Source organism: Dyadobacter jejuensis, from assembly GCF_003149085.1.
Taxonomy (GTDB): Bacteria; Bacteroidota; Bacteroidia; order Cytophagales; family Spirosomataceae; genus Dyadobacter; species Dyadobacter jejuensis.
In genome coordinates, this window is record NZ_QGDT01000001.1 from 38,698 (window position 1) to 62,034 (window position 23,337).

Below are 23,337 nucleotides of genomic sequence, written 5' to 3' on the forward strand. Positions count from 1 at the left end.
GGAAAGGGACCTTACAAGCTAGCTTGTAAGGTCCCTTTCCTTTGATACCTAAATCTTTTATTCGTAATAGTTGGGTACGCGGTGACCACTATTTTCGAGCAGGCGATCTTTACGGAACAAGGCCACGTCGGCATTTACCATATCATTCACCAAAGCTTTTAGGTCGTATTTGGGTTTCCAGCCGAGTTTGGTCATCGATTTGGTAGGATCTCCAATGAGGAGTTCTACTTCTGTCGGGCGGAAGTAGCGGGGATCTACCGCAACGACTTCTTTACCGATTTCGATTTGGAATTCGGGATTGGTACATTTAGCCACTTTAGCTATCTCTTGGGCTCCTTCGCCACTGAAGGCCAGCTCGATGCCCACTTCGGCAAAGGCCATGCGTACGAAATCCCGGATGCGGGTCGTCACACCCGTGGCAATCACAAAGTCTTCGGCCTTCTCTTGCTGCAGTATTAACCACATGGCTTCCACAAAGTCTTTCGCATGTCCCCAGTCTCTTTGCGCGTCGAGATTACCCAGGTATACCTTATCTTGTAGGCCAAGGGCGATACGTGCAACGGCACGGGTGATCTTCCTGGTTACGAAAGTCTCTCCGCGCAAGGGAGATTCATGGTTGAAAAGGATTCCATTCACCGCATACATATCGTATGCTTCCCGGTAGTTGACCGTTATCCAGTAGCCGTACAGTTTGGCAACGGCGTAGGGTGAACGGGGGTAAAAAGGCGTTGTTTCGGACTGTGGGACTTCTTGCACCAGACCATACAACTCCGAAGTAGAAGCTTGATAGATGCGGGTCTTTTTGGTAAGGCCCAGTAGCCGAACGGCTTCTAGGATTCTCAGCGTCCCAATACCATCTACATTGGCGGTGTATTCGGGCTCTTCAAAACTAACCTGCACATGCGACATAGCCCCCAGATTATAAATTTCATCGGGCTGAACTTCTTGAATAATCCGGATGATATTGGTAGAGTCGCTCAAGTCTCCATAATGAAGGTGGAGTTTTGGGTTCTTCTCATGGGGATCTTCATAGATATGATCGATCCGTTGGGTATTAAAAAGGGAGCTCCGGCGCTTTATGCCGTGTACTTCATACCCTTTTTCCAACAACAATTCGGCAAGATATGCACCATCCTGACCCGTGATTCCTGTAATTAGCGCCTTCTTCATTTTAAGAGATTATCGATAAATATAGTGTTTGTTTAATTGTCATATGCGGAGTTCAATACAAAGCTTTTTTTTATATCGACCCGGTCCGTAAGGATCACCGCCGAGGGAAATATATCTTTTATCTGTTCTAGGTAGGATTGAGCGTCGGCACGATACATAAAATCGCCGGCTTTTACCCGATAGGTGGGTTGGGAGTAACTAATATATGGTACGAGCTCCGGAAACTGGCGATAAATATAAGACTTCGCATCGTCGGCTTGTTGGCGTACATTGCCTACATAAAGCTGAATTCGAAAGCCACTGATGTATTTTATCGACTTATTCTGATCGGCAAGGGCAGCCAAGGCCTTATCCAGTTGCTTGTTTACGGCATCGGGATTGTCCCGCTTAGTGTCATTTGTCTCTGGTTTGTTTTCCTTTTCGTTGGTTAGGAAAGTTCCCGATATCACGGGGGCTTCATAGTCGTAGCGGGGCCTTACAGACGATAAATCCTCTGAGTGTATATTGGTACTGCTCCGCAAATAGGTTTTCTTGGCGCAACCGGCGAGGAAAATATTTCCTAGCAGTGTGATAGCTAATAATACCTTGTTAAATAAGCGCATAGTTTTCATTAAAGCTCATTGGAATCACAAACTTAACTAAAATTGCATGAATCACCATAACACCATATTTTTGAATCTATTGGTTAACTTTGAAAATTATTAGCCTTATTTCGTAGATCAATGCTTACAAATGCCTCCTTACTGCCCTATAATACCTTTGGGATAGCCGCTCAATCAAAATACTTAACTACTGTAACTTCCGAAGACGAGCTTGGTAGCGTGCTGGCCGATGCCTCTTTTCAGTCTATAGACAAGCTGCTGCTAGGCGGAGGGAGTAATGTGCTTTTTACAGCCGATTTCGAGGGGTTGGTTATTCTAAATAGGATGGGTGGAATCACCCTGACAGGCCAAGATCAGGATCATATCTATTTGAGGGTCGGAGCTGGGGAGGTTTGGCACGACTTTGTGATGTATTGTGTAGAAAATGGATATGCGGGTATAGAAAACCTATCGCTAATTCCGGGTACGGTAGGAGCCGCTCCCATGCAAAATATAGGAGCTTACGGAGTGGAGGTAAAGGAGGTAATCGAATCGGTAGAGGCGATGTCCGTTTCTGAGGGCACCAAGCGGGTGTTTTCGTCTAGTGAATGTCAGTTCGGCTATAGGGACAGCATTTTTAAAAGAGAATTGAAGGGCCAATATATGATAACGGCCGTCAATTTCCGGCTCAATAAGCACCCCAACTTAAAGCTTACTTACGGGGATATTGAAAAAATATTGGACCAAAGGCCCGACTCGGAGCGGTCTATTCGGGCAGTAAGTGAAGCCGTTATAGCCATTAGGCAGAGTAAACTCCCCGACCCGGCTGTAATTGGCAATGCCGGAAGCTTTTTTAAAAACCCTGAGATTTCAAATTCACAATTTGAAACCTTAAAGGCCCAGTATCCTACTTTACCTGGCTACCCGTTACCCGGTGGAGCAGGAGTGAAGGTGCCGGCCGGATGGCTCATCGAGCAGTCGGGTTGGAAAGGCTATCGCGAAGGCTCCATTGGCGTGCATGACAAGCAAGCCTTGGTGCTGGTCCACTTTGGAGGAGGTACTGGGGCGGCTATCAAAAATCTTTCAGAACGAATACAAGCATCTGTTTCTCAAAAATTTGGAATAGCGCTCTCTCCAGAGGTTAATTTTATTGGTTAATTCTCTCCCCTTCCTGCCGGTTTAGGGAGTATATAAGATCCTTTGCGTTCGGGTATAGTCTTTAGTGACTATCCTCAATAGATAGGTGTCGGGCTCGAGGCCAGTTAGCTCCACTTCGGCCTGTGCGACCGACTCGAAATCATAGGACCGGATCAGAATTCCACCCCGGGTGAAGAGTTCGATTCGCTTTATAGGCGAGGCCTCAGACTGTATCCGAACGATGTTGGTGACCGGATTGGGAAATACGACCATGGCGGCTTGGCCTTGGGCGATCCCGGTAACCAGCCTGTCTGCGCTCTTTTTTATATATTGGGTCGATATGATCTCGCTCTCTATGCTCGGATATATGGCCCGAATACTGTAGGTGACGGGCATACCTTGCTTCGCTTCTGAATAGATAAAACTGTTCTGCTGAGCCGTCAGTTGAACGACAATATGGCCAGCTGAAAGCGGATTGGAATCGTAGATGTCCAACTGATAGCCTTCTATACCGGGAAGTAGGTTCCAAGTGAGTTCGACCTCCTCACGAGGCTCGGTGGCCGAAAGCGATAGGGGTTGAAGGGCTTGATATGGGCTGATAGGGGTATGGTGAAAGGCTAGTGCCCTAAAGCCTTCTTGATTGCTGAGAAAGGGCCCTACATATACCCAAGGCGCGGTGTTGAGTCCGGTATAATGGTATTTGGAGGGAAGGTATTTGATTAAACTATCGGACCCGACTTCCTTGAGTGTCAATATAATCCGGTTGGCGTCGGCTCTTCCTGATTTTAACTTTTTCCATTCTTTGTTCAAATAAAAGAAATCCTTCATGGAATATATCGATTGAGGCTCTAGGCTCCCTTCAATATTATGAACCAGGGTGTCCTTGGGGTATACCATGCGCTGATAGTCTTCAAAGACCAGGGTAATCTCATCTCGCTCGGGGGTAGAGTAATAGGCCTTCTGAAGGCTTGGGGAGCTGATTTTCTTTTTTTGGTTATAATGGTAATAACCTGCCATATCGGCCAGCTCTTGTCCTAACTTCAAATATCCTTCCAACCCATAATGAAAGCCATTCCAGCCCGTTGCCCCCAAGGCGGCATAAGGTTGTATGATAGGATATTTTTTATTTAGGGTGCGCTGTTGCTCTCGCAGTACCCCAATTCTATCGTCGTAGGGACCACCTCCGAAAAGGGGGAGCTGGAATACATATATTTTTTCTACATTAGGGATGTCTTCCTGCCATTGCTGCATGAGGCGGTCGAAGACCGGCGCCCAGGACAAAGGGTCGTTGGAAGAGGCTTCCGTTTCTCCCTGCCAATACATAATCCCTTTAACGTGTGAAAGCAGGCCGGTTCGCTGGGCCATGTTGAGCAGCCCTCCATAAGCGGTAGAAACGTCGGCATGGTCTGCCTCGTTTCGGTTGGTTAAATATTCTATAGAGGCTCCTGCTAAGGCGCCGTTGATCACACAGGTGGGGATTTGGTAGCGCTCGGCGATCTGTTTTTGAAATTCTATCCCAAAAATACCTACCCTAGGGCCTAGGTCGTTGGATAGGCCCCAAGCCTGCCCAATATTTGCGGCGAAGCCCATGGTGCGGCAGTATTCGTGACGGTAGGTATAGTCCACCTCCCAGGCTACGGCGTTGGACTGGCCATAGATAATATAAAAATCGCCAGCTACTAAGTCTACTTTTCGGACCAATAACGAAGAATCCTTACTACTTTTTTTTACGTAAACCTCTATAGCATATTCGGCTAGTTCCGCTTTGAGCCTGGTGGTTAGGGTAAAGCTGGATGCGTTTCCATTACTATAAACTAGCGGAAAGGAGCTGTATCCGAATCGTTGGTTGTTCCGGTAGGTGACAAGGGTGAGCTGTTGGAAATCGGACGGCTGGGCAGTGCCAGTGAGGCTTACTACGGCATGGTTGTCCTGCTCACGAGCAAATAGCTGCTTATTGTCGGGTAACCCATTGAAGGTAATGGGCCCAAAGGACTGTCCGCTAGTGGCGGAGTACACCAAAATAAAGCCTGCTATTAATGCTAATTGCAGGGTAAATCTTATTAATGAAGACATGGAGGGTGTTTCCTTTATAAAATAAATGCACAGTTTAGAACAAAAAATTCTATATTTTTTAGATATAAAACAGACAAATATACACAATAATAATTATGATTTGGGCAAATTGATTTGGGGCAAGTAAGGGGTTTTTGGTGGGGAAAGGGGCCTCTGGACTATCAATATAGGCCAATAGTGGCTGTGGATGGGCATAAAAAAACCGAATACAAGATTTTACTTGCAATCGGTTTTTTAAAGATTTTATAAGGTATTATTATTCGAAACACAAGGAAGCGGCACCTAGTAGGCCTGCATCGTTGGCTAAGGTAGCTCTTTTGATATTAATCGTTTTCAGGTAATACGGTGTTAACCAATAGTTAAGCCTTTCGTTGATGGCCGGCATGATAAACTCAAAAGATGCGGATATACCCCCACCAATCAAGATGGTAGTGATGTCGAGGATACGAACCATGGATACCAGTCCTTCTCCAAGCATATAGCCCATTTCGAGGAAGATTTGCTTGGCTAGTTCATCGCCGTTGGTGGCTGCTGCCACTAATCCCGTGGTAGAGATGGTCCCGTCCGATGGCAATTGCGTGCTCCCGGTATAGTTAGCGCGCATCTGATTGGCCATGTCCAATAGTTCCTTTTTCCCTATATTTCTTTCTAGAACTTTTTCATTCCGAGAGGGAACATGTCCAGGTTCCATGGCATTTCCGCCACCGCCTTTAAAGACCTTTTTGTCGATAATGGCAGCCCCCCCAATTCCGGTTCCGAGGGTAACGAATATATAGTCCTCTGGAAGCTTGTCTTCACCGAAATAATACTCTCCTAGAGCCGCCGCATTGGCATCATTTTCTAAGAAAAAATCATGATCAGGAAACCTTTTTTTGAGATCAGGAACAATTTCCATTCCGTCGATTTCTGGAATAGCCGTTATTTCGATTAAAGTAGTACGGTCGCGGGTGATGAGTCCAGGTACGCCAATTCCAACTCTAGAGACCTCAGGGAACTCTGCCAGCTGCAACGAAATGGCATCTCCGAGGCGCTCAATGAAATGGCCCGAGGTACGCCAGCTCGCGGTATCGTGGCTATAAAAGTTCGAGATTCTTCCATTTGTAGCGTCAACGATTCCCATTTTCACGTTCGTACCGCCCACGTCTATACCAAGATATTGTTCCATGAAATATAAAATACGGGTTTAATAAATAATTTTAAAAATACGCAATTTAATCAAATAGCTAAATTTTTTTCTCTTAATCCAAGTCTCCCAATTGGGGTCGGATGAGTATTTCTTCTATTAATGCACTGTTAGACAGTGACTTGGCCGACCATATGGTTTCTGCAATATCTTTTGAGGAAATGAACCTTTCTTCGGGCAAGTCGGTTCCTTGCCAGCTATCTGTATAGGTTGCTCCCGGCAAAATAGCCGTAACCTTTACGTCAAAAGCCTTCATTTCCTCTCTTAACACTTTGGTCATTCCTAACAGGGCAAACTTGGAAATGCAGTAAGACCCGCCATTGGGATAAGCCATGATGCTGGCCGTAGAACAGATATTGAAGATATGGCCTTTTCGGACTTTTATCATATCGGCGACCAGCCCTCTTGTCATTCGATAGGCACTGTAAACATTGGTTTCAATGGTTTTTTCGAGGACTCCTTCCGCTTCGTTATGGATCTGTCCTGGCATAAATACGCCGGTATTATTGATTAATACCTCTATGTTCCGATTCTTTTTCTTAATAAATTGTAAAAATTCCTGTGTTTCTGCGGCATCGGATAGGTCGGCCGTAAAGGTCTCCAACGACTGATCCGGGTAAGTGAGCGACATTTCCTTTTGTAGCTTTACAAGATCTGCCTCGTTTCTGGCGCAGGTAATTACGTCATATTTTTCGGCCATAAACTTGGAAATTATGGCTTTCCCTATACCTTTAGTTCCTCCTGTGACAACGAGTAATGGATTCATTTTTCTGTTTGCTTTACTTTTTTGCCTAATTTTCCCGAAAATATTGAAATGATTTAAGAATCTATGTCTATAATTGGTAAATACTTTATTTTTTTGGGTAGTTTATTCTCAAAAGGCGAGAAAATCGCGGTTTATTGGCGTCGATTTATGGAAGAATGCGTGGGGCTAGGGGTGAGCTCTATCTTTCTGGTCGCCATCGTTTCAACCTTTATTGGGGCCGTTTCCTGTATCCAAACGGCCTATAACCTGGTGAGTCCTATCATCCCCGTGTCGACGGTCGCACTTATTGTTCGCGATATGGAGATTCTGGAGCTCGCTCCTACCATTACCTGTATCGTATTGTCGGGCAAAGTGGGTTCTAACATCGCCAGTGAGCTTGGTACCATGCGAATTTCTGAGCAAATCGATGCTTTGGAAGTCATGGGGATCAATTCTTCGTCTTATTTGGTTTTACCGAAGGTATTGGCTGCCATGTTTACCTTTCCCATGTTGGTGGTAATGTCCGCCTTTCTAGGGATTTTAGGAGGCTATTTGGCGGGTACTATGACGGGGGTGATTACCGAAAGAGATTATATGTACGGAATTAGAGACTCATTTGTTCCCTACAACATTTTCTTTATGTTGGTTAAGCCATTCGTTTTTGGTTTTTTGATCTCTACCATTTCGTCTTTTCAAGGGTTTTATATTCAAGGTGGAGCCTTAGAAGTAGGGAAAGCCAGCACCCAGGCCGTTACCAACAGTTGTATCGCCATCCTAATCGCCGATTTCGTTTTGGCTCAGTTGCTGCTCTAAAAATAATAAATCCAATTCGGAATGATTGAGATAGAAAATATTAAGAAGGCATTCAAAGATAAGGTCGTACTAAAAGGCATCTCGACGGTCTTTCAGAAGGGTAAAACCAACCTGATCATTGGGGGGAGTGGTACCGGCAAAAGTGTACTCCTAAAGACCATGATAGGGCTCATTAGGCCCGATACCGGTCGAGTGCTGTACGATGGGCGCGATTTTTATGAAGGAGATGCCGAAGTAAAGCAGGCCATACGCCGGGAAATGGGCGTACTTTTTCAGGGAGGAGCCCTCTTCGACTCCCAAACGGTAGAACAAAATGTGCGGTTCCCTCTCGACATGCTCACCAACCAGAGCATGGAAGAAAAGAAGGAACGGGTAGCCTTCTGTCTTAAGAGAGTAGGGCTAGAAGGTACCGGTCAACGCATGCCGTCGGAAATAAGTGGGGGCATGAAAAAGCGTGTGGGTATTGCCAGGGCCATCGTGATGAACCCTAAGTACCTTTTTTGCGACGAGCCCAATTCAGGCCTCGATCCCCTCACTTCTGTGAAAATTGATGCCCTGATCAAAGAAATAACGGAAGAGTTCGATATTACAACCGTCATCATTACCCACGACATGAACTCGGTGATGGAAATTGGCCAGCATATCAGTTTCCTTTACCAAGGGGATAAGCTCTGGACGGGAGAAAATACGGAAATTGTCAATACCGACGTTCCAGAACTCCAAGAGTTTCTGTTTTCCAATAAACTGCTGCGCGACTTAAAGCCATAGCGGTCTTATCACCTTTTGAGCTTCGCCGGAAGGGCATCCCTCTCCTTCCAATAGGTGAGAGCCAGCAATACGATGATAATACCCATGTGAATGGCTACGGATATGCCCAAGTGCTTAAAATGGAATAAAGACGACAGGGCAATGACCGATCCTCCCAGTACCATATACCCCACAGCCGACTTTATATCGTAAGGAACAGGATAATATTTCTGGCCCAAAAAGTAGCAGAGCGTCATCATAACCAGCCCCGAACAGGCAAATGCAATGGCGAAGCCTAAGTACCCAATATGAGGAACGAGTCCGAAGCTTACCAACACCGTCACGGCGGCCCCCGTAAGGGTCAGGTAGGTGCCGTATTGGGTCTTGTCGGTCAGCTTAAACCAGGTGGCTAGGTTGTAATAGATACCTAAGAAAAGGAAGCCTGCCAAGAGCCAAGGAACGATCGGTAGGGCTTCGTGGTACATTTTTCTCTTCAAAAATAAGGATGCCAATAGGTCCAAATTCAGGGCTATGCCTACCCACATGATCACACAGATGATGATAAAGTATTTCATGATTCTGGCGAATACTATAGGAGCATTTTTGTCCTCTCCTTTGGAAAAAAAGAAAGGCTCAGCAGCATATTTAAAAGCCTGAATAGCCAGGTTCATGAAAATCGAAAGCTTATAACACTGTCCATAGATACCGATAGCCTCTTTGGTGGTACGGCCCGGATAAAAATTTCGGGGGAGTAGGAATTGCATAATCGATCGATCGAAAAGCATATTGACCACCGCAGCGGCATTCATGATCATAATGGGAAAGGCATACACCCACACCGGCTTAAATAGCTGTCGGTTAAATACGAACCGGAAATCGGCTAGCTCCTTGCGCAACATCCATAGGAACAAGCCGTTTGCGATGAGGTTGGCTAGGATAATGTAGTCGGGTGCCCGGTTGGGGTCATAAAAGAGATCGATAAAGGGCTTAAGTGCCGACAAGTACTTCTCTTGGGAAATATCCCGACACACCAGTAGGAAAAAAAGGTTAAGAAAAATTGTGATCAGAATATTGGCAACGCGTATGCCGACAAATTTTTTGCCTTTTCCTTCTAAGCGGAGCCGAGCAAATGGGATGGATACGATAGCATCGATGGCCATGATAATGGCGAACCATTTTATAAGCCTAGTATGTTCGGGATAATGGATGTAATCGGCTATTTGGTCGGCATTGAGCATCATAAGGCCCGATCCAATAGCACTCACCAAAATGACTGCCGACAGAATGAGGTTATAATATTGCTGGCGGTCGGCTTCTTTTCGGGCAAACCTAAAAAAGGCCGTTTCCATACCAAAAGTGTATAGTACTAGCGAGAGTCCCGCGTAAGCATATAACTGTACCTGCACCGCGAGCTCGTCCGCTACAAAAAGTTTGGTGTGTAAGGCTACTAATAAATAGTTTAAAAACCGGCCTAGCATCGTACTGATTCCATACACCGCGGTGTCACTGGCTAGTTTTTTAAGAATACTCATAGGGGTTATTTTCCTTTATTGTTTTACTTGCTGTACTGGGCGGTACACACCCAGCACAATCCGACCGACAAAGATGTGCATAAGTAGGGAATTTTAAAGGACTTAAAACTAAAAAGTCCTCCTCAGAACGGATCTTGAGGAGGACAACATACAATTATATAAGACCAGTGGCCTTTAATGGGGCTTATTTGCCTACATTGCGAATGAGCCTTTCACATAAATCTTCAATACGCTTCCAGTCTTCATCCGATTTTAGATTGAGATCGATGAAGGTGTCGCGGTAATCGGCAGAAATGGTGAGGTAGTATATTCCGGCGGTCAAAAAGGCCATGAGGGCTCCGGTATCTTCGTAATTGGGGAGTTTACCGATCTTCTCCATTATTTTCAAAGCGCTGGCATTGCGGGTGTCGGTGAGCATGGGTTTACCCGTACCAATCTCCCAGCGAAGGAGGTCTCTGGTCGCTTTCCGACTCCGCATATCCCTTAAAAAGGTAATATTTACCTTTGTCAAGGCTTCAGTCGCCTCTTCAGGACTGATAGGGCCCATATCGGCCAGATAGTCGTCGGCTGAAGTGGAAGTATATAAGCCAGATTTCACATATTGTTCCATCAGTCCATCCACGCTTTCAAAGTATCGATAGATCAATACTTTGTTTACTCCGGCTGTACGGGCAATAAGATTAACACCAACTTTCTCAGTTCCATATTGTTCGATTACGTCCCCAACGGCCTTTAGGATTTTTCCTTTGGTACGCTCTCGATCTCTTTTTTTTACTTTTTCAACTTTCATGTGGGTTGCGTTTTAGTAATAATAATTGGTAAATATAGGTCTTTGACTATAAATTGTTTCGTACGAATTAGGCTTATATGTCACCAATATGGGCAAAAAGGTTTATTAATGAAAGGTTATTGAGATTAAAATGTGATTAAAATTTACATTAATAAAATAAAAACAATAAATAATAGGAATATTTCTGTAGTGTTTTCTGTGTTGGAGCCTAGTTTAATAAACCTTTAATTCTGTTTAGTGACATTATACTCCGACGAAAAGTGAATATGAAACACTACTAAACATCCGCTAAACTAATTATTAAGAGAGTTTAAAGTCTTTTATTGGAATTGCTATCTTTGTACAAACTCAGAATCCATATGTTTTTTTCGAAAACCTGTGAGTATGCCATTCGCGCCGTACTCTTTATTGCTAATCGATCGGAAGATGCTCCTAAGGCAGGAATTCAGGAGATTGCCCAAGGAATCGACTCGCCTGGTCATTTTATCGCTAAGATCCTACAAGTCTTGGTTCGGAACGGGCTAATACAATCAACCAAAGGCCCCAATGGGGGCTTCTATATCGATTCCCAAAACAGGCAGTATACCTTGGCCGATATCGTCAAGGTTGTCGACGGGGAAAGGCTCTTTAAAGGTTGTGGGCTCGGCTTAAGCCAGTGCTCAGAGACCAAGCCCTGTCCGCTTCATGAGTCATTTAAAGGGATCCGTCAGCAGATTTATGAAACCCTAACTTCTACAAAGATCGGGGAGTTCAACGAGGCGCTCAATCAAGGCCTACAGTACCTGAAGGAGCGATAAGTTACCAAACTAAACCAATGCGTATGAGGTGGTGGGTATTTGTATACATAATAGGGCTAGCTTCTTGCCTTTGCGAAAAGCCTCAGCAGGAGCCTGCCGAGGTGGCTGGCATCCAGTTACTGGGGGCATTGCCAAGCCGGGCGGTCGATCCGGCCAATAATCCAAGCACTCCAGAAAAAGTGGCCTTAGGCCGTTTGCTCTTTTACGATCCTATATTGTCGGGCGATCGGGACGTGGCCTGTGCGACATGTCATTTGCCAGAGTTTAATTATGCAGAGTTTTTAGAAACCTCTATTGGGGTCAATGGCCAAGGGAGTGGCACCAAGCGACATTTTAAATTGCCCAACGATATTCCATTTACCAAGCGCAATGCGCAGGCAGTACTAAATGCCGCTTTCAATGGAATAGAGAATAACAAGGCCTATCAAGCCGAGATGGCCCCTATGTTTTGGGATAATCGGGCTAAGGGCTTAGAAGAACAAGCCCTTTTACCGATTAAGACCTTAGAAGAAATGCGTGGTCGCCAGTATTCGGAGGAGGAGATCCTCCCGGAAGTTCTCCGTCGCCTAAGAAAAAATCCCATCTATCAAGGGCAATTTGAGTCGGTATTTGGCAGTGAATCAGAAGCGGTGACCGAACAAAACCTAGCCAAGGCCTTAGCCTGTTATGAGCGATCGCTGATCGCCCCGAATTCGCGTTTTGACCAATATATGCGAGGAGACAGTATGGCGCTTTCTTTGGGAGAAAAAGAAGGGATGAACTTATTTTTGAAAATGGGCTGCGCCCAATGCCATTCCGGCCCTATGTTTTCTGACTACAAATTGCATACCTTAGGAGTGCCCGATAGTAAAAATAGGGCTGAATCGGACTCGGGAGCGAATGGGCAGTACGCGTTTAGGACGCCTAGCCTACGGAATTTGCGCTTTACCGCCCCTTTTATGCATAGTGGTCAATTTGCGACCTTGCAACAGGTACTCCTGTTTTATGAGGATATTGCCGGCGGGAAGGTCTTGAATCCAAGGGTGAAGCCCGAGCAAATCGATACCCTCGCCAGGGGCATGGATGTTAATTTTAAAGATATTTCTAGGGTTGTGGAATTTTTGCAGACGCTTAACGACGACAACTTCGACAAATCGGTCCCTGAGCGTGTGCCCAGTGGATTACCCGTAAAGGGCAATATAGAAAACTGACGGCCGTTGTCAGGGGATTAAACAAGAAAAGTTTTATGATGATGGAAGTTTTTGCCTACCTGTTGGTAGGAGTGGGGCTAGGAGCGGTAGCGGGGTATTTGTGGTCGAGTTCCAAGTACCAGAGGCAGATACAACAAGTTGAGCTGGATGCCCAAAGGTCTATAGCCCAATCGGAGCGAGAGTATACCTCTTTCAAAGCGACTAGCGCACAGCAGCTGATAGGGGCCAACAAGTATTTGCAAGAAAAGACCCAAGAGCTATACTTACAAAAAGAAGCCAATGACCGCCTGATGGTGGAGCTAAGCCAAGCCAGGGAAAAAATGACCCAGGCTCAGGCCAATTTACAAAGCCTCAGGAGCGCCTACACCGAAAGGTCGGAAGAACTCGTGGCCTTAAAAGGCGAGTGGAACAGCTTGCAGTCGGATTTGAATGCGGCTTATCAACAGTTAGCTATTGCGCAGTCCCAGCAGGGCGCCTTAGAAGAGAAGCTTCAAACCCAGAAGGAAGAAATGGAGCGAATGGGCCAAAAATTTAATTTAGAGTTCGAGCATATAGCCAATAACCTTTTGGAGACGAAGGCGGCGAAGTTTACCGAACTCAACAGAAACCAAATGGCCTCTATTCTGGAACCTCTAGGCCAGAATATTCAAGAATTTAAGGCTAGGGTGAATGAGGTGTATGACAAGGAGTCCAAAGAACGATTTTCTTTGGGAGAAAGGGTTAAGGAGCTCGCTGCCCTCAATCAGTTGATTGGTGAAGAGGCCCGCAACCTGACGAATGCTTTGAAGGGGGAGGCCAAGACCCAAGGACGCTGGGGCGAGATGATACTTGAGAATATCCTGGAAAAATCGGGCCTGGTGAAAGGGCGGGAGTACTTTATGGAACATGAGCTCTACGATCGCGATGGCAAGCCCCTACGCTCCGATATGGAGCTTAAGAAAATGCGGCCCGATGCCGTCATAAAATATCCTGATAACCGCAGTGTTATTATTGACTCCAAGGTGTCGCTCAATGCCTTTTTGCGTTTTCTGAATGCTACCGATAAGCAGATACAGCAGCAGGAACTTCAAGCACATATTGCCGCTGTAAAGTCGCATATAGTAGCACTGAGCAATAAAGGCTATGATGATTATGATAAGGCCCTCGACTTCGTCATGCTGTTTATACCGAGTGAGCCCGCTTATATGGCGGCTTTGCAAGGAGATGCCGACTTGTGGAACTACGCCTACGACCGGCGCATCCTCTTACTAAGCCCTACTAACCTGATTACCTCCCTCAAGTTGATCGTAGATCTGTGGAAACGGGAGTATCAGAATCAGAATGCCCAAGAAATAGCAGAGCGAGGAGCTAAACTTTACGATAAGTTTTCTGCCTTTGTTCAGAACATGCAGGATATTGGTCTACAGATCAATAAAGCACAAACCAAATATCAGGATGCATTTAAGCAGCTGACCACCGGGAATGATAATTTGGTACTGCAGGCTACCAAGCTAAAAAATTTGGGATTAAAAACTAAAAAAGTGCTTCCCGAACACCTGCAAGCGGTGTCGGGAAACGAGGAGGGTTAATTGTAGCAAAAGTTTCGATACCGCCTGACCCGTTAGGAGAGGGGAGGTACGTCTGGGAGCCCGATGGCCCACATGGATTGATGTAGCGACTTGGTCGTCATTTTGAGTTCGTGAGTCCGACAAGCGGGTACCTGTATCCTTTGTGGTTGTCGCTCCGAAGAGCCCTCGCCCCCCTAAGTTGGTCGAAGCATAGGCCCCCAAGCCATGCCCCCCGTAGCAACCCCCTAAAACGGGCGAAAGTGTGGTATTGGGTGAAATAGGACTTGGCTGGCCATTGCCAGTGGCCCACTCTCGAGGGATAGTGGCTTGAAGGAAGACGCAAATCATTCCGGGATAAACTTCCATACGAATTATTATTAACGTTGAGTAAAAACCAATTTATAATGGTATAAATGAAAGTCTGGCTTAGGAATCGGATAACCCCAAGCAAAGAGGGTGTAACAAGATCCCCCTACCGAAGACTTTGTGCAAAAGTACCGCCTAAGCAGCTGGGAGCGTTATAAGAATTGTTCCAATCTTTAACATAAACCTGAGCGAAGTGGAATTTGTTTTGCTCTCTTGTTTCATGACCATGCTCTGATGTTCCAACACTAGCCTACCCTTCAATAATAGTAGTTACAGGATCCTTAAAGTGTTTACTTATGAAGCGCCCATTCGCTGGGAGAAACGCCGAATTGCTCCTTAAAGCTTTTTGAAAAGTAAGATAAGCTTTCATATCCTACGGCATAGGCCGTCTCCGACACGGTGAGCTCTTCCTTTCGTAAGAGTTCGGCAGCCTTGTTTAGCCGTATCGTACGGATAAATTCGGTGGTGGACTGGTTGCTGAGGGCCTTCAGCTTACGATGCAAGTTGGTACGGCTTATTTTCATTTCACTAGCAAATTCGTCGACATTGAAGCTGCTTTCGTGCAGGTGAGATTTTACTATCTCTATGGCCGCTTGGAGAAACTTACTCTCCATCTGTGAAAACTCGGGTGTCGATTCTTGGGAAGGGGCTTGGGTAAGCATGCGGTGAAAGGCCTCGTGAAGCTTTTGCCTTTGTTGTAAGAGGTTTTTTACCCTAATCGTGAGCTCTTGCCTGCTAAATGGCTTGGCCAGATAATCGTCGGCTCCCAGCGACAGTCCTGCTAATTTGTCTTCTAAAGTGACTTTGGCAGTCAGTAAAATGATAGGGATATGGCTGGTCCGCTGGTCCGCTTTTAATCGCTCACAAAGGGTATATCCATCCATGAGTGGCATCATGACGTCCGAGAGTATCAGGTCGGGGATCTTGTCGGTGGCCATCGTCCAGCCTTCCTGACCGTTAGCAGCCGATAGCACCCGGTATTGGTCTTGGAATAAGGACTGAATATAGGTGCTCAGGTCGGGATTGTCTTCTACCAGCAATACTATCGGCCGATTGTCGGACGGGGAGTCTGTAGGTTCTCCCTCCAATACCGCCTCGCCTACGGGTGGGTGGGACCAAGGAGACTCGACAATAGGTGTTGATTGGCCCCATGAGTGGGCATCGATGGGTAGCCGTATAGAAAATCGGGTCCCTTGGTGTAGGGTACTGCTCACCTCGATCGTCCCGTTGAGTACGCCTACCAGTTCTTTTACCAGGGCCAGGCCTATGCCTGTTCCCGTATGCTCCTTCTTGGTAGGACTTGTTTGGAAATAGCGATCAAAAATATGCGGAAGTGCCTCTTCGGATATTCCAATTCCATAGTCCTGAATGGTAAGGTGAAGTTCCTTTTCGCTATAGTTGGCCCGCACCATGACCCGCCCCTGCTGAGGGGTGAATTTTATGGCATTGGACAACAGGTTCGTTACAATTTTTTCTAATTTATCGGCATCGAAATAAGCGAATCGGTTGGGTTCTTGCTGTTCATGTAAGAAAATGATCTCCTTGCTTTGGGCCATGGACTCATAGGAGGCAAATAATTGCCTTAGGAAGTCCGACAGATTGCTGAATTGGATGTAGGGTTTCAAATGTCCCGCATCGAGCTTCGAAAGGTCCAAAAGCTGGTTAATCAGCGCATGCAACCGCCTTACGTTCCGTTGCATGATGGGTAGGAGGGTTTCTTCAGGATGTTTCTTGCTAAGATCGTTTAGTGGCTCTATGAGCAGAGTCAATGGACTACGGAATTCATGAGAAATATTGGTAAAGAAGTTGGTTTTTAGGCGGTCAAGCTCTTGAAGGTTTTGGGTCTTAAGTCGATTGACTTCTAAGGCCCTCTCCGAATTGTCCTTGGCAGATTGGTAGTCCATGATAATCTTACCCAGAAACAAGCCGAAGACGAAAATCTCTAAGATAAATAAAATAGTGCCGGCAACGAATACCCATTCGAAATTGAGCCATCCTACCAAATTGACTAATAAACATGAATAACTGATCATACCCAATAGAAATGGGGCAGAATAATACCAGTTTATGGGGTACTTTCTATATATAGCTACCAGATAAAGCACCATGATTAAGCCCTGGCAGGTGATTACCAAATAGGTGCTTGCCAGCAGCCAACGCCATTGATAGTCCATTACAATGGCTAAGGATAGGGCTATAGTAATGGCCAGCAATAAATGGATGAGGCGGCTGACCATAGCCGGGAAGCGGTCGAGAGGGACCAAGGCTTTTATCAGTAGAAAATACCCTATAGGGAGCAAATGGTAGGACAAAAAATTGATCACCACCTGAGCCTTTGGCAGGGATGATAAGGTGGAGCCTAGTACGGCAATAATCCCCCAGAAAGCCAGGGATCGAAAGACGATCATCAGGGAATAGCGCCTAAAGGTAAACTCCTTAATGGCGAAAATACTGAGCAAGAGCACAAAAAATAACCTGATGAATATGAGCCCACTGAAGAACGAAAACAACTTAGCATGGCTGAGTTGTGCTTTCAGGAGCTGGGTAGGCGTGTGGAGCCGAAGGTCGCTACGAAACCCCCTCTGGTTATTGATGCGGAAGTATACGGTGGTGGCACTATCGGGGGGCAAATCGATGGCAAAGGTGGGGGAGTTCTCCAGATAACTCCTAGCCTCCTTGTCGACCAGGTTTCCCCCTCGTTGTCGCCAGTATTGTCCACTGCTGTCGGGGCTGTAGTAGTCGATCCGTTCTATCATGGGGCTCTGCCATTCAAAATAATACCTTTGCTCGGCGGAAGTAGGGTTTTGGACGACACATCGAAACCAGATGCTATGGGAAGAGAAGGGTACTCTGAAATTGCTGGAAGAAATAGGGCTGAAGGCTTCGCCTTTTATATCGTTCAAAGCTAAACTTGCCGTACTATCCACAAAGTACGACGTAGCGAATGATACTGAAGCGGGATGGCTGGAGCTTTCAGGACTCTGACCGTAACTCGAACCATACAATAGTGCAACTAAAATGCACAGAAAAGGGGGAGCCTGAAGGATGGCCGCCAACCGCACTATATTAATGGGGGATAATATTCTGTAGGAATTTGAACTCAATGCTTCACCTGCTCTTGGGTAAGTGTTGCCGGAAAATATTGTTTTTTCCAACTAAAGAAGTACAAATATTGGCAAAATATAGGAATAATTCTATGAGTGGTAAAGAATATTCTAGTGCATTTTATTGAAATTTTTACTTTAAAGAACGACGGAGCCAGGGCGATAAAAAAGGTTGAAGTGGTGCTTCAACCTTTGCAGATAATTGACTAGGTGGTAGGTGTGGGGGGCTCGGTAGGGGCGGCATCGGTAGCCGAAGGGTTACCTTTAAATTTTTCAAATAGCTCCTTTAAGAATTGTTCTACATCAGGAAAATTCGTTTTGAGTAGATCCGTTCCTTTCGTTTTTAATTCTTCGAAATACTCCGGTCCCTTGTCTACCGCCTGTTCCGCTTCCGACTTTAGGTTGCTGGCTTTGGACTTGAGGTCCTCCAAGAGTTTTTCACCTTCTTCGGTTTGAAGGTACTTATGAGCCGCTACTCCTGCTGCAGCCCCTAAGATAAAAGTGGCAAGATGTTTCTTATTAACGCTCATCGCTTAGTTTGTTTTAGGTTTAACTAAAGTTAACAAACTTTTGATTAAAATCATGATAATCAAGCACAAATGCATGGTGGTATGCCAAAACAGCGGAGGGAACATAGGGGGGTATTCTCAGTGTATAGTCCTTTGGAGGGGCTGTTGTGATGGGAGGCCCTGGTAGTACTGAAGGGCCTTTCCATTGCCTAACCGGTGCTGATGGATACCGGCTAAGCAATTTGGATAAGGGGTCATGGCTAATAGATCAACAACTAAATGCCTTTTTCAAAGATTTGAAACTAGCAGCTGCTGCTTTTGTAATGTAAATCTATTACAATGATTGCTTATTATGTTCATAATAGCCCCTTCTATAATTGTTAAGGAATGTTAACCCGAATAAATGGAAGTGCAACTATTTAAAAATCAGCAATTTGATGTTTGTGTCATACAGCCTTCGGATCGGTGAAATTTTGATATATCGAGTCCATAATGCGAACAAAATGCTGGTAGTCGGCCTCACTCAGGTCTCCCCATCCCTTTCTGCGGATCTCGGCTACGATAGGAAAGGCCTTCTGGTAGATACCTTTGCCCGATTTGGTGAGCGATAGTCGAAACTTTCGCCGATCGCCTTCCACAGGCCCCCTTTCTACGAGGCCTTTTTTTTGGAGCAAATCCACGATTCGTGTCACCGTGGGTGGATCCTTAAAAGTGAGTTCTGCAAGTTCGTTCTGGCATATCCCTTTTTGTCTGTAGATATGGTCGATTAATACCCACTGGTCAACCGTTAGATCGAACCCTGCATCTAAAAGACGTTTCTGTAGGGCATTTCTTATTTTCTTAATCGTGATGTCTATTTTAAAAAAATAGGCTCTCTGGTCGGAGTGATGTGTCATATGCTTGCAATGGATTCGATTAGAAACTACTAATCTAATATATAAAGCAGAATAATTATTCGTCTACTAATTATTATGGGACAAAAATATTTTTTCGGTATAGAATATGTCGGAAATGAGCATTAAAATGGATATAAAAAAACCTTCCAAATTTAAAAATTGGAAGGTTTTTTTATTCAATCTTAAGCTAGGCCGAGTTTCGAGCGGCATTAATAATGCCAAACATAGCCCGAACGATAAGCTGGTTATAGACCTCGATGTCTACTGGCAGATTTTTTGGATCCTCTGCCAACATTTGCAAGGCGTACTGTTGAATGGTAATCAAAGGAAGCACGATCCGCTCGCGGGTTTTGATCGACAGCTTAGTAATGTTATTGCTATCGAGTAGTTCCGATTGTCCCGAGACGGTCAACAGCATTTTAAGTGTCAATTGGAATTCGGCATACATGATATCCCAAAACTCCTGATACTCCTCGTCGTCGCGCAGGTACTTGGTCGCCTCAAAGAAGGCCTTGGATAGCGACTGCATGGAGTTTTCTATGAGGGTTCTAAAGAAGAGCGACTTTTTATAGAGTAACTTTATTTCTTCAATTTTACCTTCATTTTCAAGTTGGGCAATGGCGGAGCCAAAGCCGTAGAAACCGGGTACGTTTTGCTTCATTTGGGCCCATGAGCCTACAAATGGGATAGCCCTTAGGTCCTCAAACTTCAACCCTTCGTCACCACTGCCTCTTTTGGTAGGCCGACTCCCTATATTGGAGAGTCCATAAAACCTTAATGGGGTCTTTTTGTCGAGGTACTTCACGAATTTGGGGTGGTTTTTCAGTCCCAAATAAGAGTCATAAGCGGCGGCGGCCATTTCCTCAATAAGTTCCTTGTCGGCAGCGTTTAGGTCGTCTTCGGTACGATTGGCCTTAAAGATTCCATTTTCAAGACCGGCCGTAAACAAGCGTTCAAGGTTGTACATGGCCGTGGTAATGGTACCATAGTTCGAGCTGATGGTTTGGCCTTGTACGGTGAGCTGAATCTCTTTGTCCTCGATATCCTGCCCCAACGACGAATAGAAATTATGGCTATTGCCACCTCCACGAGCCGGAGGTCCTCCACGGCCGTCAAAGAAGGTGACCTTGATGCCATACTCCCTGGATATTCTTGTCAGTGCCTCTTTGGCGGTATATATCGACCAGTTAGCCCTTAGATATCCCCCATCTTTTGTACCGTCGGAGAAGCCAACCATAATGGTTTGATGGTTTTCTCGGCGTGATAAATGGGCCCGATAATAATCATTTTCGTAGAGCTTACGCATGATATCCTCGGCATTGGCCAGGTCGTCGACGGTTTCGAAAAGTGGCACTACATCCAATGCTACCTCTTTTTGGTCATTGCCGATCAGGTTTTTGGCCAACGCCACTACCTGGATTACGTTCAGGGCGGAGGTGTTGTTACTGATAATGTAGCGATGTGCCCCTTTTTCTCCATTGCTGGCTTGGATCGACTTTATAGAACGAATAGATCCTAGTATATCCTTGGTGGTGGGGTCGTCATAGTCCTCGTCGCGAAGCGGAATGTCGAGTGTCAGGAGCAGATCGATTTGCTTATCCTCTTCCCAGCTCTTATAGTCCTCATATTTTAGAAGAGGGATTTTTTTCTCCAAGCGTTTCAGGATATCTTCCCAAGCCTTGCCATGTTTGCGACTGTCCTGACGGACGTCGAGGCTGGCGAAGAAGAAACCAAAAGTATGAAGCTTAAGGATAAAGTTGTCGAGCAACTCCACAAATAACCCTTGATGCTTGGAGGTGAGTACCTCCCTGGCGGCTAGGAGCTCATCGATTAGCTCTTGCGCATTGGAATATCCCTCATCGAAAGGTCCAAAAATGGTAGAATTCATTTTCCGCTCTGCCAAGGCAATGGCCTCATCGACCCCCTTGAACGTCAACCTCCGTTTTAAATTACGGATGTCGCGGTAATAGGCTCTCAGAAGCGTTTCTCTTAGGCGTGCCGCTACTTTAAGGGTGGTTTCAGCATTTACGAACGGGTTGCCGTCTCTGTCGCCTCCAGGCCAGAAGCCCAAGCGGTAAAGATTGTTATAGGGCCAGTCGTGAATGCTCATGCCTAGTCCTTTGATGAGCTTGCTGATAATGGTAGGTATGGCGTCGTAATAAACATTCTCTAGGAACCAGCATAGGCTCACCGCTTCATCGAAGGGTGTAGGCTTTTCGTGGTTAATAAAGGCCGTCTTTCCGAGTTGCAACAAGAGTAAATTGACCTCCGTAAAATCATTTTTCTTAATAGCGTATTCGAGATCATTCATGATTCCCAACACCTTGCCCGAATAGAACTGAGTGGGGTGGGCCGTCAGAACGATCCGTACGCTATAATCTTGTAATTTGGCGAGCAATTTCTCTTTCAATAGCTCGCTATCTACGCGTTCGGTAAGATATACCACCGACCCCTTACCGGTGAGGTCGTGGGTTTGATCGAATGCGGCATCCTCGACAGAATCGAAAAGTACCACCTGACGCTCTATGTATTGAATGAAAGCGAACAGCAAATCCGTTTTTTCTTTGGGCGTTGCTGTGTCCAAAAGTTCCTCAAAAAAATGTTCAATTATTTGTTTGGGGGACTTTCCTTCTTGAAATCCTACCTCACTCTGCTGGGTGAGGATGGGCAACAAGGAGCCTGTCTGAAATATACCCCGGTAGGGTAGACTCAAAAAAAGACTGTTGAAAATATTATATTTCGTAACTACTGCGTCCTGGAAACTATTATTCATGGTGGAGTGACAAAATTTTATTTGGTGATAAGCAACGAAAACAAATATACCTGAAAATTTTTGGTTTCAGGACTTTGGGTGAGCATCTTGATGCGATTTTTTTAGTTTTTCGATGGTATTATGGGTGTAAATCTGTGTGGCGGCCAGGTTCGTATGGCCCAAAAGTTCCTTAATGGCGTTCAGGTCGGCGCCTCTGTTGAGTAGGTGTGTAGCATAGCTATGGCGGAGGGTGTGGGGGCTTTTTTGCCCTAATGTGGTCACCAGTCTTAAATGCTTCTTGACAAGCCGCTGCACATACATAGGATAGGCGGGTTTGCCACTGTCCGTAATGATGAGCTGGTCGGTGGGCTCGCTGGGCGCTCTCATCGACAGATACTTAGGTAGAAGCTCCGATAATGGGCCAGTGAGGGGTACGATCCGCTCCTTGCCCCGCTTGCCAAGTACCCGCAGGGTATGACTGTACAAGTTGATGTCGCTCGTGCGGATGCTAAGTAATTCCGAAAGGCGGATACCAGTGCCATATAATAGCTCCAAGACCGCCTGATCCCTGATACCGGCAAAGTCTTCGGGGTTTTCTATTTCCTCAAATAATTGTGCTATACCTTTTTCTTCGATGAATTCGGGTAGTTTTTTCCGAGTTTTGAGGGTAACGAGTATGCTGGAAGGGTCTTTGAGGATGACCTTTTTTTTTCGTAGAAAGGCATAAAAAGATCTTATGGAGGCTATTTTCCTGTTGATGGAGGTAGGGTTGATCCCCTGCTCCATCAGGGCGACGATCCAGGAGCGAAGCATGCCCGATTGGGCTTCCTCGGGTTGGTCGGTCTCGTAATGAGCTGCCAGATAGACCCGTAGTTGCTCCAGGTCGGTTTGATAAGCTTTGATGGTATGAGCACTCGACCTTTTTTCAAAGGTTAAAAAATCAATGAATTTTTTTATCATAGGACTAACATACAAAAAAGAGCCCTCTTTTTCAAGACAGCTCTTTTTTGTATGTTAAAAAGGATATAGCTATCCCTTAACAGCCTACAGAACATCAAAAAACCAAAAACTAGTTATCGAGGTGTCCGTATGTTTTTTCTTTGTAAACAGCACGCAAAACTTCGAAACGACGTTTGATAGATGGTTTCTGGAATGCGGTACGTGAACGCAATTGACGCATAGTACCAGTTCTTTCAAACTTCTTCTTGTAACGCTTAAGCGCACGGTCAATCGATTCGTTGTCTTTGATGTTTATAATAAGCATGCTTATAAAATATAATGTTCTATGAATTGGATTCTCAAATTGGACTGCAAAGAAAATATATATCTAGCAGAATGTCAAATATTAAGTTGTTAAAAATAAGGATATTTTTGCATATTGTGCTCCAATGAGGAGTAAGGATCA

20 protein-coding genes are annotated in these 23,337 nt (G+C 45.5%); 6 read left to right on the plus strand and 14 right to left on the minus strand.

Annotation, left to right across the window (positions count from 1 at the left end; translation table 11 throughout):
- Positions 1 to 57 precede the first annotated feature (57 nt).
- Together gmd and CLV98_RS00175 are read right to left on the minus strand one after the other, a co-directional pair.
- Positions 58 to 1,170 (minus strand): GDP-mannose 4,6-dehydratase, encoded by a 1,113-nt coding sequence (gene gmd, locus CLV98_RS00170; protein WP_109671791.1) that lies wholly within the window; start codon positions 1,168 to 1,170, stop codon positions 58 to 60.
- A 32-nt stretch (positions 1,171 to 1,202) separates the two neighbouring features.
- Positions 1,203 to 1,772: an SPOR domain-containing protein gene (locus CLV98_RS00175; protein ID WP_229203136.1), complete on the minus strand. Its 570-nt coding sequence runs from the start codon at positions 1,770 to 1,772 to the stop codon at positions 1,203 to 1,205.
- A 120-nt stretch (positions 1,773 to 1,892) separates the two neighbouring features.
- Here CLV98_RS00175 and murB point away from each other — a divergent pair, with 120 nt between their 5' ends.
- A complete protein-coding gene (gene murB / locus CLV98_RS00180; protein ID WP_109671795.1) occupies positions 1,893 to 2,909 on the plus strand; it encodes a UDP-N-acetylmuramate dehydrogenase in 1,017 nt (338 codons plus the stop codon).
- Between the two features lie 21 nt (positions 2,910 to 2,930).
- On the opposite strand, the gene CLV98_RS00185 is transcribed toward murB, so the two are convergent.
- The 3 genes from CLV98_RS00185 to CLV98_RS00195 form a co-directional block, all read right to left on the minus strand.
- Positions 2,931 to 4,961 (minus strand): T9SS type A sorting domain-containing protein, encoded by a 2,031-nt coding sequence (locus CLV98_RS00185; RefSeq protein WP_109671796.1) that lies wholly within the window; start codon positions 4,959 to 4,961, stop codon positions 2,931 to 2,933.
- 256 nt (positions 4,962 to 5,217) lie between these two features.
- Entirely contained in the window at positions 5,218 to 6,126 is a 909-nt protein-coding gene (locus CLV98_RS00190) for an ROK family protein (RefSeq protein ID WP_109671798.1), read from the minus strand.
- 73 nt (positions 6,127 to 6,199) lie between these two features.
- Positions 6,200 to 6,910 carry an SDR family NAD(P)-dependent oxidoreductase gene (locus CLV98_RS00195; RefSeq protein ID WP_109671800.1) on the minus strand — a complete coding sequence of 237 codons (711 nt, stop codon included), beginning with the start codon at positions 6,908 to 6,910 and terminating at the stop codon, positions 6,200 to 6,202.
- Between the two features lie 63 nt (positions 6,911 to 6,973).
- Between CLV98_RS00195 and CLV98_RS00200 the strand changes: the two genes are divergently transcribed.
- A complete protein-coding gene (locus CLV98_RS00200; RefSeq protein WP_109671802.1) occupies positions 6,974 to 7,702 on the plus strand; it encodes an MlaE family ABC transporter permease in 729 nt (242 codons plus the stop codon).
- 21 nt (positions 7,703 to 7,723) lie between these two features.
- Positions 7,724 to 8,470 carry an ABC transporter ATP-binding protein gene (locus tag CLV98_RS00205; RefSeq protein ID WP_109671803.1) on the plus strand — a complete coding sequence of 249 codons (747 nt, stop codon included), beginning with the start codon at positions 7,724 to 7,726 and terminating at the stop codon, positions 8,468 to 8,470.
- 8 nt (positions 8,471 to 8,478) lie between these two features.
- Here the strand turns inward: CLV98_RS00205 and CLV98_RS00210 are convergent, their stop codons facing one another.
- Both CLV98_RS00210 and CLV98_RS00215 read right to left on the minus strand, forming a co-directional pair.
- Positions 8,479 to 9,981 (minus strand): lipopolysaccharide biosynthesis protein, encoded by a 1,503-nt coding sequence (locus tag CLV98_RS00210; protein ID WP_109671805.1) that lies wholly within the window; start codon positions 9,979 to 9,981, stop codon positions 8,479 to 8,481.
- Positions 9,982 to 10,165: 184 nt separating this feature from the next.
- A complete protein-coding gene (locus CLV98_RS00215; protein ID WP_109671807.1) occupies positions 10,166 to 10,771 on the minus strand; it encodes a TetR/AcrR family transcriptional regulator in 606 nt (201 codons plus the stop codon).
- A gap of 359 nt (positions 10,772 to 11,130) precedes the next feature.
- Between CLV98_RS00215 and CLV98_RS00220 the strand changes: the two genes are divergently transcribed.
- The 3 genes from CLV98_RS00220 to CLV98_RS00230 are packed head-to-tail and all read left to right on the plus strand — an operon-like array spanning position 11,131 to position 14,326.
- Entirely contained in the window at positions 11,131 to 11,568 is a 438-nt protein-coding gene (locus CLV98_RS00220; protein WP_109671809.1) for an RrF2 family transcriptional regulator, read from the plus strand.
- A gap of 23 nt (positions 11,569 to 11,591) precedes the next feature.
- Positions 11,592 to 12,758, plus strand: a complete 1,167-nt coding sequence (locus CLV98_RS00225; protein WP_109671810.1) for a cytochrome-c peroxidase — start codon at positions 11,592 to 11,594, stop codon at positions 12,756 to 12,758.
- A gap of 35 nt (positions 12,759 to 12,793) precedes the next feature.
- Positions 12,794 to 14,326 (plus strand): DNA recombination protein RmuC, encoded by a 1,533-nt coding sequence (locus CLV98_RS00230; RefSeq protein WP_211319955.1) that lies wholly within the window; start codon positions 12,794 to 12,796, stop codon positions 14,324 to 14,326.
- Here CLV98_RS00230 and CLV98_RS00235 read toward each other — a convergent pair.
- The 7 genes from CLV98_RS00235 to rpsU all read right to left on the minus strand — a co-directional run bounded on the left by CLV98_RS00235 (position 14,264) and on the right by rpsU (position 23,196).
- Positions 14,264 to 14,671, minus strand: a complete 408-nt coding sequence (locus CLV98_RS00235) for a tail fiber protein (protein ID WP_109671812.1) — start codon at positions 14,669 to 14,671, stop codon at positions 14,264 to 14,266. The two genes, CLV98_RS00230 and CLV98_RS00235, sit on opposite strands and share 63 nt — an antisense overlap.
- A 290-nt stretch (positions 14,672 to 14,961) precedes the next feature.
- Entirely contained in the window at positions 14,962 to 17,733 is a 2,772-nt protein-coding gene (locus CLV98_RS00240) for an ATP-binding protein (protein WP_310588695.1), read from the minus strand.
- Between the two features lie 248 nt (positions 17,734 to 17,981).
- Positions 17,982 to 18,305 carry a YtxH domain-containing protein gene (locus tag CLV98_RS00245; protein WP_109671816.1) on the minus strand — a complete coding sequence of 108 codons (324 nt, stop codon included), beginning with the start codon at positions 18,303 to 18,305 and terminating at the stop codon, positions 17,982 to 17,984.
- Positions 18,306 to 18,730: 425 nt separating this feature from the next.
- Positions 18,731 to 19,180: a MarR family winged helix-turn-helix transcriptional regulator gene (locus tag CLV98_RS00250; RefSeq protein ID WP_109671818.1), complete on the minus strand. Its 450-nt coding sequence runs from the start codon at positions 19,178 to 19,180 to the stop codon at positions 18,731 to 18,733.
- Between the two features lie 187 nt (positions 19,181 to 19,367).
- Positions 19,368 to 21,953 (minus strand): phosphoenolpyruvate carboxylase, encoded by a 2,586-nt coding sequence (locus CLV98_RS00255; protein ID WP_109671820.1) that lies wholly within the window; start codon positions 21,951 to 21,953, stop codon positions 19,368 to 19,370.
- A 66-nt stretch (positions 21,954 to 22,019) separates the two neighbouring features.
- Complete coding sequence (locus tag CLV98_RS00260) at positions 22,020 to 22,892, minus strand: tyrosine-type recombinase/integrase (RefSeq protein ID WP_109671822.1); 873 nt, start codon at positions 22,890 to 22,892, stop codon at positions 22,020 to 22,022.
- Between the two features lie 109 nt (positions 22,893 to 23,001).
- A complete protein-coding gene (rpsU, locus tag CLV98_RS00265; RefSeq protein ID WP_109671824.1) occupies positions 23,002 to 23,196 on the minus strand; it encodes a 30S ribosomal protein S21 in 195 nt (64 codons plus the stop codon).
- Positions 23,197 to 23,337: the final 141 nt, after the last annotated feature.

What these genes read in the sequence shown, in the direction of transcription:
- CLV98_RS00255 (WP_109671820.1), bottom strand. Translation starts at nt 21,953, where the DNA reads ATGAATAATAGTTTCCAGGACGCAGTAGTTACGAAATATAATATTTTC.
- rpsU (WP_109671824.1), bottom strand. Translation starts at nt 23,196, where the DNA reads ATGCTTATTATAAACATCAAAGACAACGAATCGATTGACCGTGCGCTT.
- CLV98_RS00225 (WP_109671810.1), top strand. Translation starts at nt 11,592, where the DNA reads ATGAGGTGGTGGGTATTTGTATACATAATAGGGCTAGCTTCTTGCCTT.
- CLV98_RS00175 (WP_229203136.1), bottom strand. Translation starts at nt 1,772, where the DNA reads ATGCGCTTATTTAACAAGGTATTATTAGCTATCACACTGCTAGGAAAT.
- CLV98_RS00230 (WP_211319955.1), top strand. Translation starts at nt 12,794, where the DNA reads ATGATGATGGAAGTTTTTGCCTACCTGTTGGTAGGAGTGGGGCTAGGA.
- CLV98_RS00250 (WP_109671818.1), bottom strand. Translation starts at nt 19,180, where the DNA reads ATGACACATCACTCCGACCAGAGAGCCTATTTTTTTAAAATAGACATC.
- CLV98_RS00210 (WP_109671805.1), bottom strand. Translation starts at nt 9,981, where the DNA reads ATGAGTATTCTTAAAAAACTAGCCAGTGACACCGCGGTGTATGGAATC.
- CLV98_RS00245 (WP_109671816.1), bottom strand. Translation starts at nt 18,305, where the DNA reads ATGAGCGTTAATAAGAAACATCTTGCCACTTTTATCTTAGGGGCTGCA.
- CLV98_RS00215 (WP_109671807.1), bottom strand. Translation starts at nt 10,771, where the DNA reads ATGAAAGTTGAAAAAGTAAAAAAAAGAGATCGAGAGCGTACCAAAGGA.
- murB (WP_109671795.1), top strand. Translation starts at nt 1,893, where the DNA reads ATGCTTACAAATGCCTCCTTACTGCCCTATAATACCTTTGGGATAGCC.
- gmd (WP_109671791.1), bottom strand. Translation starts at nt 1,170, where the DNA reads ATGAAGAAGGCGCTAATTACAGGAATCACGGGTCAGGATGGTGCATAT.
- CLV98_RS00195 (WP_109671800.1), bottom strand. Translation starts at nt 6,910, where the DNA reads ATGAATCCATTACTCGTTGTCACAGGAGGAACTAAAGGTATAGGGAAA.
- CLV98_RS00220 (WP_109671809.1), top strand. Translation starts at nt 11,131, where the DNA reads ATGTTTTTTTCGAAAACCTGTGAGTATGCCATTCGCGCCGTACTCTTT.
- CLV98_RS00235 (WP_109671812.1), bottom strand. Translation starts at nt 14,671, where the DNA reads ATGGAAGTTTATCCCGGAATGATTTGCGTCTTCCTTCAAGCCACTATC.
- CLV98_RS00205 (WP_109671803.1), top strand. Translation starts at nt 7,724, where the DNA reads ATGATTGAGATAGAAAATATTAAGAAGGCATTCAAAGATAAGGTCGTA.
- CLV98_RS00200 (WP_109671802.1), top strand. Translation starts at nt 6,974, where the DNA reads ATGTCTATAATTGGTAAATACTTTATTTTTTTGGGTAGTTTATTCTCA.
- CLV98_RS00185 (WP_109671796.1), bottom strand. Translation starts at nt 4,961, where the DNA reads ATGTCTTCATTAATAAGATTTACCCTGCAATTAGCATTAATAGCAGGC.
- CLV98_RS00260 (WP_109671822.1), bottom strand. Translation starts at nt 22,892, where the DNA reads ATGATAAAAAAATTCATTGATTTTTTAACCTTTGAAAAAAGGTCGAGT.
- CLV98_RS00190 (WP_109671798.1), bottom strand. Translation starts at nt 6,126, where the DNA reads ATGGAACAATATCTTGGTATAGACGTGGGCGGTACGAACGTGAAAATG.